We start from the raw sequence: 13031 nt of genomic DNA on the forward strand, positions 1-13031 counted from the left end.
AAGCAGCAAGCTGCTTCCTGTTACCGTTCGACTTGCATGTGTTAGGCCTGCCGCCAGCGTTCAATCTGAGCCATGATCAAACTCTTCAATTTAAAAGTTTGATGCTCAATGAATTAAACTTCGTAATGAATTACGTGTTCACTCGTTGAGACTTGGTATTCATTTAGTGTCCGAGGACATTAAGAATCCATGTCACTTTGAGTGCCCACACAGATTGTCTGATAAATTGTTAAAGAGCAGTTGCGACGCGCTTCAGCGCTCTGTCGCGAGGTGGCGTATATTACGCTTTCCTCTTTCAGAGTCAACCCGTTATTTCAGGATTTTTTCTCTTCAACCGACCGGGTTGTCTGTGAAGTGATTCACATCCGCCGTGTCGATGGAGGCGCATTATAGGGATCCCAGTTTTTAGCACAAGTATTTTTTAGATCTTTTTTTCCAACTGATGATTTTCCGTGCTTTTCGCTGAAAACCCACCCGATCCGCTTAAAAATTGACGCATTTTGCCTTGCCTCGCTCCAGGAATACGATCAAAGTCTTCTTTAATAACGCTCATCTGTATCGAGGTAGATATGTTTGCAGTATTACGTCCTTATAAACATCTGTTCCCCCAAAAAGGCGATCGCGTGATGATCGATGCCAGCAGCGTGGTCATTGGTGATGTTCGCATGGCCGATGATGTCAGCATCTGGCCACTTGTCGCGATCCGGGGCGATGTTAACTACGTTGCAATCGGTGCACGCACCAATATTCAGGACGGCAGCGTGTTGCATGTGACTCATAAGTCATCTTATAACCCTGAAGGCAACCCGCTCATTATTGGGGAAGATGTTACCGTCGGCCATAAAGTGATGCTCCACGGCTGCACGATCGGTAACAGGGTTCTCGTTGGGATGGGATCGATTTTGCTGGATGGCGTCATTGTAGAAGATGACGTAATGATTGGCGCAGGGAGTCTTGTTCCGCAAAACAAGCGTCTTGAAAGTGGGTATCTCTATTTAGGCAGCCCGGTTAAACAGATCCGCCCCCTAAAAGAGACGGAGATCGAAGGATTGAAATACTCAGCGAACAATTACGTTAAATGGAAAAATGACTATCTGGATCAGGATAACCAGACCCAACCCTGATCGTCTTCCTGCTGATCGCGGATCAAATCGCTGGCATCCTCTTCCAGGTCCCAGCGATTTTCGCAAAAGACCGCTAACGGATCTGCCCCCCCAAAGCGCTGAAGCAACGTTTCCCCTTTAATCGCACAGGTGAGCTGCATTCCATGCACCAGCACCGGGAAACAAACCGCTTGCTTGTTTTCATCCCAGATTTCTCTGTCGGGAAAATGAATCGCCTGATTCACGCCGTCATTTCCTGTTTGAGCTTTTCAATCACCGGTTCTACAGCGGGTAACACGCCATGCCAGAGTAGCACCGCATGAGCCGCCTGCCCCACCAGCATTCCCAGACCATCAGCCACGTGTTTTGCCCCCTGTTGTTCGCACCAGGTCAGAAAGGGCGTTTTCCCTTTTTGATAAAACATGTCATAGGCGTAGATGTGGGAATGAATCAGGGATGCAGGAATCGCCGGGATCTCTCCATTAATACCGCTTGAGGTGGCATTAATCACAAGATCAAATTCGTGACGCGCGAGATCGTCAGGTGCTACCGCAGCTACGCTGCCTGTGTGTGCGAACAACGCCGCCAGCTCTTCTGCTCTGGAGAAAGTACGGTTGGTGATTGTCACCGCACAATCCAGCGAAAGAAGAGGAAGCAATACGCCGCGCGAGGCGCCACCCGCGCCGATCAGCAGGATCCGAAAGCCTGGTTTAATAAACGACAATCGCTCCAGATCGCTGAGTAAACCAATCCCATCGGTGTTATCGCCCAGAAGGCGACCATCTTCAAGCCGCTTAAGAGTATTGACGGCGCCAGCGAGCGATGCACGTTCGGTCAGTTCATCCGCGCGCCCGAAAGCCTCTTCTTTAAAAGGCACCGTGACGTTCGCACCTTTACCACCCGCATCAAAAAAGCTATTCAGCGTCGGTATAAATGCATCAACAGGCGCAAGAACCCGACCATATGGGTGATCTATATGCAATTGCTCCGCAAACAGCCGATGGATCAGAGGCGACTTGCTGTGCGCGATCGGGTTACCAAAAACAGCATAGGTTTCCATCACATTATCCCTGGCGAAAACGTTCGCCGGTCAAGGCATCGCGAATTTCTGACGGGTTAAGACGACCACCGGTTTCACCCACGGCAACAGGGAAATCATTCCCGAACTGCGCCAGAACTTCTTCGGTTGTCCGACAAGGGGGAAGCCCGGTCAGGTTGGCGCTGGTTGAAACCAGAGGTTTACCAAATGCCTGGCATAACTCCACCACCAGCGGATGGTCGGTGACACGTACCGCGAGTGAATCGAAACGCCCGGTTAACCAGCGCGGCGTTGTCGGCTGTGCAGGAAAAACAAACGTCACGGGACCAGGCCACGCAGAGAAAATGGTTTCCCGCTGTGCAGGTGTCAGCATGGAATCATCAATATAAGGCTTAAGCTGCTCGTAGTTCGCAGCGATCAAAATCAATCCTTTTTCGACAGGCCGCTGTTTTAGCGCCAGCAGACGGTTAACGGCGACTTCGCTGTCAGGATCACACCCGACCCCGAAAACGGCTTCTGTTGGATAGGCGATGACTTCTTCTTTTTTCAGGATTTCCACCGCCTGCGCGATGGAGCCTGATGGCAGGTTATTATTCACTGATTTGATCCGCCGAAACCGGCTTTCCACATTGTTTACTGGCGCAAAAGCGTTTCAAGCCTTGCGCGGTTTTCTTCTCTATAAGTAACGGATAATCGCAATGAGAGCAGACGCCCGCTACTGGTTTGAAATTGATGACGAACTGGCATTCAGGATAGCGATCGCACGAATGGAAGGTCTTGCCATAACGAGAGCGCCGCTGCACCAATTGGCCACGCTGGCACTGAGGGCAGGCAATTGCCGTTTCATCTGGCTTATCAATTTGTTCCGTATGTTCACACTCCGGGTAGCGGCTGCATCCGATAAACATCCCGAACCGCCCCTGCCGCAGCGCCAGTTCACCGCCACAGAGAGGACAAAGCTGTCCCTCCAGAATTTTGACGATATGTCCATCCGCCTGGCTTTTCAGGGGACGGACATAATCACATTCCGGATAGTGTGAACAACCGAGAAACGGACCGTGTTTCCCGGACCGAATAACAAGTTCTGCCCCGCACTGTGGGCAGGGCTCGTTTTTATGCACCGTGAAGAGTGCTGATTTGGCCATAACAACTCTTGTTGCTGCACATAGAATTAATGCAGCATACCTTCATTCACTTCAAAGAGTAATTCTTCCATTTGCTGATAGGCATTTTCACAGCCTGGAATGTTGAACAGAACCATCAGGATCACCCATTTCAGATCTTCCAGTTCAAACTCAGCAGTATCCAGCGCCATGACGCGCTCTATCACCATCTCTCTCGTTTCGAGGTTTAGCACCTGAATCTGCTCGAGGAATAAAATGAATCCCCGGCAGCTGGCATCCAGCCTTTCACACTCTTCAGCTGTATAGATGCGCACAGACAATGGGTCAGAAGCAAGCTGCATCGGTTCGGCGAGGCCGTCCTGATAATCAGCCAACTTATCCAGCCACATCAACGCATTATATATATCTTCCCGCTCAAAACCTGCGTCGGTCAGATCCCGTGTTAATTTGTCCTGATCCACCTGCATTTCTGCTTCGTTGTGGATGTAAGTCTCAAACAAATACATCAGTACGTCGAACATGGCATGCCCTCCTTAATCGGACATAGCCGCCGGGTACAGCTGCGATCCACCCTGCTAACTCCAGTTCGAGTAGCTGTGCTACCGTTACTGGCACAGGTTGGCCGGCACGTTCAGCGACAACGTCAACAGGTGTTACCTCATCTCCTACGTTAGCCAGGAGCTTGGGAAATGGCAATGCTACTGCCTCCTGATCCGATGAAATATGTCGCTTTTGGAGATCATCCTGCAACCAATGCAGTCCATACTGCAAATTTTCAAGGATATCTTCTTTGCAGGTCACCAGCGTCGCCCCCTGTTTTATCAGCCAGTGAGGGCCTTCGCAGCCGGGGTTCCCCAACGGGCCGGGCAGCGCAAAAACTTCACGCCCCTGCTCCAGTGCGCACCTTGCGGTAACCAGCGACCCACTCCGAATCGCAGCTTCGACCACCAGCACGCCCTGGCTTAACCCACTAATGATCCGGTTACGCCGTGGAAAGTTACCCGGTCTGGGCGGTGTTGAGAGTGAAAACTCAGACACTATTGCCCCCTCTGAAGCAATAAGTTGCTCAGCCAGAATATGATGACGACGCGGATAGAGACTAAAAAGACCATTGCCAAGCACGGCGACACTTCGCCCTTTTGCGGACAACGCCGCATGATGTGCTACACCGTCGATGCCGCAAGCCAGACCACTGGTGATCGTAAAGCCACATTGGGACAGCTGTTCGCTCAGCATTTTCCCCCAACGCTCGCCATACCACGAGGGCGCACGGCTGCCCACAACCGCAAGCTGCATGCTATTAAGCACGTCAACGCGGCCTCGCACAAATAGCGCCCCGGGAAAATCAGGGATAGAACGCAACAATGGCGGGAAGCGAGGATCATCCGCCGTGAGAAGGTGGTTGTCGGCGTGTTCCAGCCATTCCAGACTACGTTCAAGCTCACTCTCACTGAACGAAAAAAACTTTACGGCATGTTTGGGCGAAAGCCCTGACGCGTTAACAGCTTCAGCATCGACGGTTGCCTGGCGAAGCAGCCTCTGCGCAATCTCCAGCATCGCATCACCGTATAACGACCCGATGTTTATAAGCCGTAACCATATCTCTGTGGACGTCATCCTTTTCCCTGCCATAAGCAGCCTCAGCAATCTTTGCGATTGGTCACTGATGCTGTCAATCGACCGGGGATTTGTCTAGAATAGAAGTAATATTCTTATCAACTCCTGAACACGACTCTGGAAATTTATGGCAGTTTTGCAAGTGTTACATATTCCTGACGAGCGCCTTCGCATCGTCGCGGAACCGGTTAAAGAAGTGAATGCAGAAATTCAGCGTATCGTCGATGATATGTTCGATACCATGTACGCTGAAGAAGGCATTGGCCTTGCCGCGACCCAGGTAGACATTCACAAACGTATTATTGTGATCGACATTTCTGAAAATCGTGATGAGCGCCTGGTGCTGATCAACCCTGAGCTGCTGGAAAAAAGCGGCGAAACAGGTATTGAGGAAGGCTGTCTGTCTATCCCTGAACAGCGCGCTTTGGTGCCACGTGCCGAAAAAGTTAAAATCCGCGCACTGGATCGTGACGGCAATCCGTTTGAGCTGGAAGCCGACGATCTGCTGGCAATTTGCATTCAGCATGAGATGGATCACCTGGTCGGTAAACTGTTTATCGATTACCTCTCACCTCTGAAGCAACAGCGTATTCGTCAGAAAGTTGAGAAACTGGATCGTTTGCGTTCTCGCGCTTAACGCCCCCGGATACAAGGAATAACGTGTCTACATCACTACGTATAATCTTCGCGGGTACCCCTGATTTTGCAGCGCGTCATCTCGACGCGCTGTTAACGTCTGGCCATCAGATTGTTGGCGTATTTACTCAGCCGGACCGTCCGGCTGGCCGCGGTAAAAAACTGATGCCTGGCCCGGTTAAGGTACTGGCAGAAACACATGGTTTACCGGTTTTCCAGCCTGCGTCATTACGACCTGAGGAAAACCAGAAGTTAGTGGCAGACCTGAACGCGGACGTGATGGTAGTTGTGGCTTACGGCCTCATTCTGCCGAAAGCGGTACTTGATATGCCCCGCCAGGGCTGTGTTAACGTTCATGGTTCTTTGCTCCCACGCTGGCGTGGTGCAGCCCCTATTCAGCGCGCTCTGTGGGCAGGCGATGCTGAAACTGGCGTGACAATCATGAAGATGGACGTAGGTTTAGACACGGGCGACATGCTGTATAAACTGGCGTGTCCCATCACCGCAGAAGATACCAGCGCCACGCTGTATGACAAGCTGGCGGATCTCGGCCCGCAGGGGCTGATTGAGACGCTGCAACAGCTTGCTGACAATACAGCGACACCTGAAGTGCAGGATGAGGCACAGGTGACCTATGCTGAGAAACTGAGTAAAGAAGAAGCCCGGATCGACTGGTCCCTGTCAGCAGCTCAACTCGAACGCTGCATCCGCGCCTTTAATCCATGGCCGATGAGCTGGTTGATGATTGATGAGCAGCCAGTGAAAGTCTGGAAAGCTTCAGTTATTAACGGCAATGCATCGGCAGAGCCCGGTACGATTATCGACGCCAGCAAAAACGGTATCCAGGTTGCGACCGGAGAAGGGATACTGAATCTTGAATCGCTGCAACCGGCCGGTAAAAAGGCAATGAGCGCGCAGGATCTATTAAATTCTCGCCGTGAATGGTTCATCCCTGGCAATCGCCTTGCCTGAACAAATTTATTCTTAAGGCCCGGTGTTTCCGGGCATTTTTATTTTTACGGTTATGAAAAGACAAAATCTACGCACTATGGCGGCTCAGGCCGTTGAGCAGGTTATCGAGCAGGGCCAGTCACTGAGTAATGTCCTGCCTCCACTGCAACAAAAGGTTTCCGATAAAGACAAAGCCCTGCTTCAGGAGCTGTGCTTTGGCGTGCTGCGCACCCTCTCTCAGCTTGAGTGGTTCATTAACAAGCTGATGTCACGCCCGATGAGCGGCAAGCAGCGTACCGTGCATTATTTGATCATGGTCGGTTTCTACCAGCTTCTTCATACCCGCATTCCACCTCATGCTGCGCTGGCCGAGACAGTGGAGGGTGCCGTTGCGATTAAACGTCCTCAGCTAAAAGGATTGATCAACGGCGTGCTGCGTCAGTTCCAGCGTCAGCAGGACGAACTGCTGGCAGAATTTGCGCAAAGCGAAGCGCGCTTCCTTCACCCTGAATGGCTGCTGAATCGCCTTAAAAAAGCCTACCCACAGCAATGGCAAGACATTGTGGATGCCAATAATCAACGTCCGCCGATGTGGTTACGCGTCAATCGTAACCATCATACACGCGACGCATGGCTGGCCCTGCTGGAAGAGGCCGGAATGAGCGGCTTCACACACGCTGCTTATCCTGATGCGGTTCGTTTAGCCTCCCCTGCACCGGTACATGCATTACCCGGTTTTGAAGAGGGCTGGGTAACGGTACAGGACGCATCTGCTCAGGGCTGCATGACCTGGCTTGAGCCGAAAGACGGGGAGCAGATCCTCGATCTCTGTGCAGCGCCAGGGGGGAAAACAACGCACATCCTGGAAGTGGCGCCGCAGGCCAGCGTGATGGCCGTGGATGTTGATGAGCAGCGCCTTTCACGCGTCTATGACAACCTTAAGCGTCTGGGTATGAAAGCACAGGTTAAGCAAGGCGATGGACGCAAACCCGCTGACTGGTGTGGTGATACCCGGTTCGATCGCATTTTGCTGGACGCCCCCTGCTCAGCAACCGGCGTGATTCGTCGTCATCCCGATATCAAATGGCTGCGTCGCGATCGTGATATCAAGGAGCTTGCCCAGTTGCAATCCGAAATTCTGGATGCCATCTGGCCGCATCTCAAACCCGGCGGAACCCTGGTGTATGCAACCTGCTCTGTTCTCCCGGAAGAGAACAGTCAGCAAATTGCGGCTTTCCTGAAACGCACCCCGGACGCTACGCTGCACGATACGGGAACGCCTGAGCACCCGGGTCTGCAAAACCTGCCGGGCGCAGAAGAGGGTGATGGTTTCTTTTACGCTAAGCTAATCAAAGAGTGATGTTGAGAACAGGTCACAAAAGATGAAAATTATCATTCTGGGCGCAGGGCAAGTTGGCGGAACGCTGGCGGAAAATCTCGTGGGTGAAAACAACGATATCACCATTGTGGATACCAATGGCGATCGCCTGCGCGTTTTGCAGGACAAGTTCGACCTCCGCGTTGTTCAGGGGCACGGCTCTCATCCACGTGTGCTTCGGGAAGCGGGCGCGGACGATGCCGACATGCTGGTTGCAGTAACCAGTTCTGATGAAACCAACATGGTTGCATGTCAGGTGGCCTACTCGCTTTTCAACACCCCAAACCGCATCGCCCGCATTCGTTCTCCGGACTATGTCCGGGATGCGGAGAAGCTGTTTAATTCCGAAGCAGTACCCATCGACCATCTTATTGCGCCTGAACAGCTGGTTATCGACAGTATTTATCGTCTGATTGAGTACCCGGGCGCGTTGCAGGTTGTGAACTTTGCTGAAGGGAAAGTAAGCCTGGCGGTCGTGAAGGCTTATTACGGGGGCCCGCTGATTGGTAATGCCCTGTCGACAATGCGCGAGCATATGCCACATATCAATACGCGTGTTGCGGCGATTTTCCGTCACGACAGACCTATTCGTCCGCAAGGTTCCACCATTGTAGAAGCCGGGGATGAAGTCTTCTTTATTGCGGCTTCTCAGCATATCCGTGCGGTGATGAGTGAACTACAGCGTCTCGAAAAACCGTATAAACGTATTATGCTGGTTGGCGGCGGTAATATTGGCGCAGGTCTGGCGAGACGGCTGGAAAAAGACTACAGCGTGAAGCTGATCGAACGGGATCAACAACGCGCGTCAGAGCTGGCTGAAAAACTTCAGAATACCATCGTGTTTTATGGCGATGCTTCGGATCAGGAATTGCTGGCCGAAGAGCATATCGATCAGGTTGATCTTTTTATTGCCGTCACCAACGACGACGAAGCGAATATTATGTCCGCCATGCTCGCTAAACGTATGGGGGCGAAAAAAGTTATGGTGCTTATCCAGCGTAAGGCTTATGTCGATCTGGTACAGGGTAGCGTAATTGATATTGCTATTTCACCCCAGCAAGCCACCATCTCTGCCCTGCTAAGCCATGTGCGTAAAGCGGATATTGTCGGCGTGTCATCTCTTCGTCGTGGTGTTGCTGAAGCCATTGAAGCCGTCGCTCACGGGGATGAAACGACGTCACGCGTTGTTGGTCGCGCAATCGATGAAATTAAACTTCCACCAGGCACCATTATCGGCGCCGTAGTGCGAGGTAATGATGTGATGATCGCCAATGATAATTTACGTATTGAGCAGGGTGACCACGTTATTATGTTCCTGACCGATAAAAAATTTATTACCGACGTCGAGCGTTTATTCCAGCCAAGCCCGTTCTTCCTGTAATGATTTGGGTGCTCAGACGAGGGCACCCAAATATTAACCTTCTAATTTTCATGCCTTTTATTTTTCATAACGATTATTTATCCCCAATGGCAATTAGCTAATCATTTGTTAAACTTATAGGCGTCAGCTGGCACAAGGAGAACATAATGAGTTTTATTAAAGAATTTCGCGAGTTTGCGATGCGCGGGAATGTGGTGGATTTGGCTGTGGGTGTCATTATTGGTGCGGCGTTCGGTAAGATCGTTTCATCATTAGTCGCCGACATTATTATGCCGCCGTTAGGACTGTTGATTGGAGGCATTGATTTCAAACAATTCGCCTTCACCCTTCGGGAAGCTCAGGGCGATATCCCTGCGGTTGTAATGCACTACGGCGTATTCATTCAGAACGTATTTGATTTCGTGATCGTGGCATTTGCCATTTTCATGGCGATCAAACTTATCAACAGACTTAACCGTAAAAAAGAAGAACCGGCTGCTGCCCCGCCAGCACCAACTAAAGAAGAAGTCTTACTGACTGAAATTCGCGATCTGTTAAAAGAGCAGAATAACCGCGTTTAATCAGGCGAGAGAAACAGAAAGGCCAGTGGTAAAAAAGCGATTAGCTTGCTTGCCACTGGCCTCCCAGTTACCACGTTGTGCATGTTTACCTTTACGCAAATAACTCCCTTTTCCCTTCTTGTTCTTCTCAACACGCTGTCTAAAAAGCGGGTCGTGAAGCAATGCCTCAATGGCGTTATCCTTAATTTGTCCCTTAGTATGCTGATAGCGGCTCATCATTTCTCCTGAGCATAGTTAATGTCGGCGGGAGTCTAGTCCGTGGCTGATAAAAAATCAACAACCCTGAGTTTCACTACTGGCGCCCTGTTCAAGGGCTTCCAGTATTGAGCAATAAACACTGCTGTGAGCAGTACCGCAGCACGCGTCATTCAGCCTTTGTAGAGATCGTTGCATGGCCTGCAGCTCCTGAATTCGTCCTTCAACTTCATCCAGCCGGGCCTGAACGATGCTTTTAGATTCCTGACACGTATGATGTTCAGGATCGATACGGATCGACAGCAGTTCACGGATCGACTCCAGCGTGAAGCCGAGTTGCCGGGCATAGCGGATAAAACGAAGGCGTTGCAAGTCGTTATCCGTATAAAGGCGAAATCCACCTTCTGTTCTGACCTCATGATCGATCATCTGCTGCTTTTCGTAGTAGCGGATAGTATCCGGCGTTACGTTAGCAAGCTTCGCAAGTTCACCTATGCGGTACATGGCTACTCCTTGTTTATTTTTTGCATTAACCTTTCACTGTACTCACCATGCAAAAAGTCAGTATTCATTCCCGTCTGGCGCAGTTTTATTTCGATGAGCGCTAATCGACGGCTGATTTCGGAGTACCGCGGGTCATTCTTATGAATGCCTTTAAGCAGATCGGCAAGCTCGACGGCTTCATTGCGTTGCTGAAGTTCAGGGGGTAAACAACCTGCGTTTTTCAGTAAGCGATAACCGGCCCGTAATTCAGGGGGAATGTGTGAATTATCGTCCAGCACCAGTGGCTCACCGCTACCGGGGAGATTTTCAAACTCGCCTTTGTTTTGGGCATCGCTAATATGGCGTTCAGCCCACTGATCGAGCAACCACATAATGAACTCCAGGGGATGAGCAGAAAAGATACAGACATTGTAGATAAGTGGAGATTCTGCGGATATAAAAAAACCCGCCGAGGCGGGTTTTTTTACGTTACTACAGATTACTCTGCAGCAGCTTCTGCTTTCTCTGAACGATCAACCAGCTCGATGTAAGCCATCGGCGCGTTGTCGCCTGCACGGAAGCCACACTTCAGAATGCGAGTGTAACCACCGGCACGGCTCGCGAAACGCGGGCCCAGTTCGTTAAACAGTTTTGCCACGATCTCGTTATCACGAGTACGGGCGAATGCCAGACGACGATTAGCAACGCTGTCAGTCTTGGCAAGAGTAATCAGCGGCTCAACTACGCGACGCAGCTCTTTCGCTTTAGGCAGGGTCGTCTTGATGATTTCATGACGAACCAGTGAACCTGCCATGTTGCGGAACATAGCCTGGCGATGGCTGCTGTTGCGGTTCAGTTGACGACCACTCTTACGATGGCGCATGACCTTATCCTTCTCAGTAAAACCTTAACCTGTGATCCGGTTACTCGTCAGCAATGCTTGCTGGTGGCCAGTTTTCCAGGCGCATGCCCAGAGACAGACCACGTGAAGCCAGCACGTCTTTAATCTCGGTAAGAGATTTTTTACCCAGGTTCGGCGTTTTCAGCAACTCAACCTCGGTACGCTGTACCAGATCACCGATATAGTGGATAGCTTCTGCCTTGAGGCAGTTAGCAGAGCGGACAGTCAATTCCAGATCGTCAACAGGGCGCAGCAGGATCGGATCGAATTCTGGTTTCTCTTCTTTCACTTCCGGCTGACGTACATCACGTAAGTCAACGAAAGCTTCCAGTTGTTCTGCCAGGATGGTTGCCGCACGACGAATCGCCTCTTCAGGATCGATTGTGCCATTGGTTTCCATTTCGATGACCAGCTTGTCCAGGTCGGTACGCTGTTCTACACGCGCTGCTTCAACATTGTAGGCAATACGCTCTACAGGGCTGTAGCATGCGTCGACCAGCAGACGGCCGATTGGGCGCTCATCTTCTTCCGAATGAATTCGGGCAGAAGCCGGCACATAACCACGACCGCGCTGAACTTTGATACGCATGCTAATAGCTGCGTTCTCATCGGTCAGGTGGCAGATCACGTGCTGCGGCTTGACGATTTCAACATCACCGTCGTGGGTGATGTCGGCTGCAGTCACAGGGCCAATGCCAGATTTATTCAGAGTAAGAATAACTTCATCTTTACCCTGAACTCTCACCGCCAGCCCTTTCAGGTTGAGCAGGATTTCAAGGATATCTTCCTGAACGCCTTCTTTGGTGCTGTACTCATGAAGTACACCATCAATCTCAACCTCGGTCACCGCGCAACCCGGCATCGATGAGAGCAGAATACGGCGCAGTGCGTTACCCAGAGTATGGCCAAAGCCACGCTCTAAAGGCTCAAGGGTCACCTTGGCGTGCGTCGAACTCACTTGCTCGATATCTACCAGGCGCGGTTTTAGAAACTCTGTCACAGAACCCTGCATTGTGTCCTCTCTTTGGTACTAAGCTTTACTTGGAGTAAAGCTCGACGATCAGGTGTTCGTTAATGTCCGCAGACAGATCAGAACGCTCAGGCTGACGCTTGAACGTACCTTCCATCTTGCCAGCATCAACTTCCAGCCAGGTTGGCTTTTCACGCTGCTCAGCCAGCTCCAGAGCGGCTTTCACGCGAGATTGCTTTTTCGCTTTCTCACGAATGCTAACAACGTCATTCGCTTTAACCTGATAAGAAGCGATGTTAACAACACGACCGTTTACCATGATTGCTTTATGGCTAACCAACTGGCGTGATTCAGCACGAGTCGCGCCGAAGCCCATACGGTATACAACGTTGTCCAGACGACCTTCCAGCAGAGCCAGCAGGTTTTCACCTGTGTTGCCTTTCAGACGTGCTGCTTCTTTATAGTAGTTACGGAACTGACGCTCCAGCACACCGTAGATACGGCGAACTTTTTGCTTTTCACGCAACTGCACACCATAGTCAGACAGACGCGGTTTACGCGCACCGTGCTGGCCAGGAGCTTGTTCAATTTTACACTTGGTATCGATCGCGCGAACGCCAGACTTAAGGAATAAGTCGGTGCCCTCACGACGGCTCAGCTTGAGCTTAGGACCCAAATATCTTGCCATTTTCT

At 51.1% G+C, this 13031-nt stretch carries 18 protein-coding genes and 1 rRNA gene; 6 read left to right on the forward strand and 13 right to left on the reverse strand.

Annotation, left to right across the window (positions count from 1 at the left end; genetic code table 11):
- Window positions 1-92 (reverse strand): 16S ribosomal RNA (locus tag L350_RS0122650); the annotation flags it as partial.
- Window positions 93-569: 477 nt separating this feature from the next.
- On the opposite strand from L350_RS0122650, the gene L350_RS02965 reads away from it, so the two are divergent.
- Complete coding sequence (locus L350_RS02965) at window positions 570-1124, forward strand: gamma carbonic anhydrase family protein (protein WP_032626749.1); 555 nt, start codon at window positions 570-572, stop codon at window positions 1122-1124.
- On the opposite strand, the gene L350_RS02960 is transcribed toward L350_RS02965, so the two are convergent.
- The 6 genes from L350_RS02960 to dprA are packed head-to-tail and all read right to left on the reverse strand — an operon-like array spanning window position 1100 to window position 4883.
- The gene (locus tag L350_RS02960; protein ID WP_032626752.1) at window positions 1100-1348 is read right to left on the reverse strand and encodes a DUF1488 family protein; all 249 of its coding nucleotides are present in this window, start codon (window positions 1346-1348) and stop codon (window positions 1100-1102) included. The two genes, L350_RS02965 and L350_RS02960, sit on opposite strands and share 25 nt — an antisense overlap.
- Complete coding sequence (aroE, locus tag L350_RS02955; protein ID WP_032626754.1) at window positions 1345-2163, reverse strand: shikimate dehydrogenase; 819 nt, start codon at window positions 2161-2163, stop codon at window positions 1345-1347. The genes L350_RS02960 and aroE overlap by 4 nt, the downstream gene beginning before the upstream one ends.
- A gap of 4 nt (window positions 2164-2167) precedes the next feature.
- Complete coding sequence (gene tsaC / locus L350_RS02950) at window positions 2168-2740, reverse strand: L-threonylcarbamoyladenylate synthase type 1 TsaC (protein ID WP_022649580.1); 573 nt, start codon at window positions 2738-2740, stop codon at window positions 2168-2170.
- Window positions 2733-3287, reverse strand: coding sequence for a DNA topoisomerase family protein (locus L350_RS02945; protein WP_023298754.1), 555 nt, complete (start codon window positions 3285-3287; stop codon window positions 2733-2735). The genes tsaC and L350_RS02945 overlap by 8 nt, the downstream gene beginning before the upstream one ends.
- Window positions 3288-3313: 26 nt before the next feature.
- Entirely contained in the window at window positions 3314-3787 is a 474-nt protein-coding gene (smg, locus tag L350_RS02940) for a DUF494 family protein Smg (protein WP_000460665.1), read from the reverse strand.
- Entirely contained in the window at window positions 3759-4883 is a 1125-nt protein-coding gene (dprA, locus tag L350_RS02935) for a DNA-protecting protein DprA (protein WP_032626756.1), read from the reverse strand. Before dprA ends, smg begins: the two co-directional genes overlap by 29 nt.
- Window positions 4884-5010: 127 nt before the next feature.
- Between dprA and def the strand changes: the two genes are divergently transcribed.
- The 5 genes from def (at window position 5011) to mscL (ending at window position 9789) form a co-directional block, all read left to right on the forward strand.
- Window positions 5011-5520: a peptide deformylase gene (gene def, locus L350_RS02930; protein WP_023307093.1), complete on the forward strand. Its 510-nt coding sequence runs from the start codon at window positions 5011-5013 to the stop codon at window positions 5518-5520.
- Window positions 5521-5543: 23 nt separating this feature from the next.
- The gene (gene fmt / locus L350_RS02925; RefSeq protein ID WP_032626758.1) at window positions 5544-6491 is read left to right on the forward strand and encodes a methionyl-tRNA formyltransferase; all 948 of its coding nucleotides are present in this window, start codon (window positions 5544-5546) and stop codon (window positions 6489-6491) included.
- 52 nt (window positions 6492-6543) lie between these two features.
- Entirely contained in the window at window positions 6544-7830 is a 1287-nt protein-coding gene (gene rsmB / locus L350_RS02920; protein ID WP_032626889.1) for a 16S rRNA (cytosine(967)-C(5))-methyltransferase RsmB, read from the forward strand.
- A gap of 22 nt (window positions 7831-7852) precedes the next feature.
- A complete protein-coding gene (gene trkA / locus L350_RS02915) occupies window positions 7853-9229 on the forward strand; it encodes a Trk system potassium transporter TrkA (protein WP_032626760.1) in 1377 nt (458 codons plus the stop codon).
- A gap of 146 nt (window positions 9230-9375) precedes the next feature.
- Complete coding sequence (gene mscL / locus L350_RS02910) at window positions 9376-9789, forward strand: large-conductance mechanosensitive channel protein MscL (RefSeq protein WP_003863335.1); 414 nt, start codon at window positions 9376-9378, stop codon at window positions 9787-9789.
- Here the strand turns inward: mscL and L350_RS02905 are convergent, their stop codons facing one another.
- The 6 genes from L350_RS02905 to rpsD all read right to left on the reverse strand — a co-directional run bounded on the left by L350_RS02905 (window position 9790) and on the right by rpsD (window position 13026).
- Window positions 9790-10005: an alternative ribosome-rescue factor A gene (locus tag L350_RS02905; RefSeq protein WP_022649585.1), complete on the reverse strand. Its 216-nt coding sequence runs from the start codon at window positions 10003-10005 to the stop codon at window positions 9790-9792. It abuts the gene before it with no gap.
- A 57-nt stretch (window positions 10006-10062) separates the two neighbouring features.
- The gene (zntR, locus tag L350_RS02900; RefSeq protein WP_003863328.1) at window positions 10063-10488 is read right to left on the reverse strand and encodes a Zn(2+)-responsive transcriptional regulator; all 426 of its coding nucleotides are present in this window, start codon (window positions 10486-10488) and stop codon (window positions 10063-10065) included.
- Between the two features lie 2 nt (window positions 10489-10490).
- A complete protein-coding gene (locus tag L350_RS02895) occupies window positions 10491-10859 on the reverse strand; it encodes a DnaJ family domain-containing protein (protein ID WP_032626763.1) in 369 nt (122 codons plus the stop codon).
- Between the two features lie 107 nt (window positions 10860-10966).
- Window positions 10967-11350: a 50S ribosomal protein L17 gene (gene rplQ, locus L350_RS02890; protein ID WP_001216368.1), complete on the reverse strand. Its 384-nt coding sequence runs from the start codon at window positions 11348-11350 to the stop codon at window positions 10967-10969.
- A 40-nt stretch (window positions 11351-11390) separates the two neighbouring features.
- On the reverse strand, window positions 11391-12380 hold the full coding sequence (locus tag L350_RS02885) for a DNA-directed RNA polymerase subunit alpha (protein WP_002919219.1): 990 nt from the start codon (window positions 12378-12380) through the stop codon (window positions 11391-11393).
- Window positions 12381-12405: 25 nt separating this feature from the next.
- Window positions 12406-13026 (reverse strand): 30S ribosomal protein S4, encoded by a 621-nt coding sequence (rpsD, locus tag L350_RS02880; protein WP_003863314.1) that lies wholly within the window; start codon window positions 13024-13026, stop codon window positions 12406-12408.
- Window positions 13027-13031: the final 5 nt, after the last annotated feature.

This window comes from Enterobacter sp. MGH 4, assembly GCF_000534735.1.
GTDB lineage: Bacteria > Pseudomonadota > Gammaproteobacteria > Enterobacterales > Enterobacteriaceae > Enterobacter > Enterobacter intestinihominis.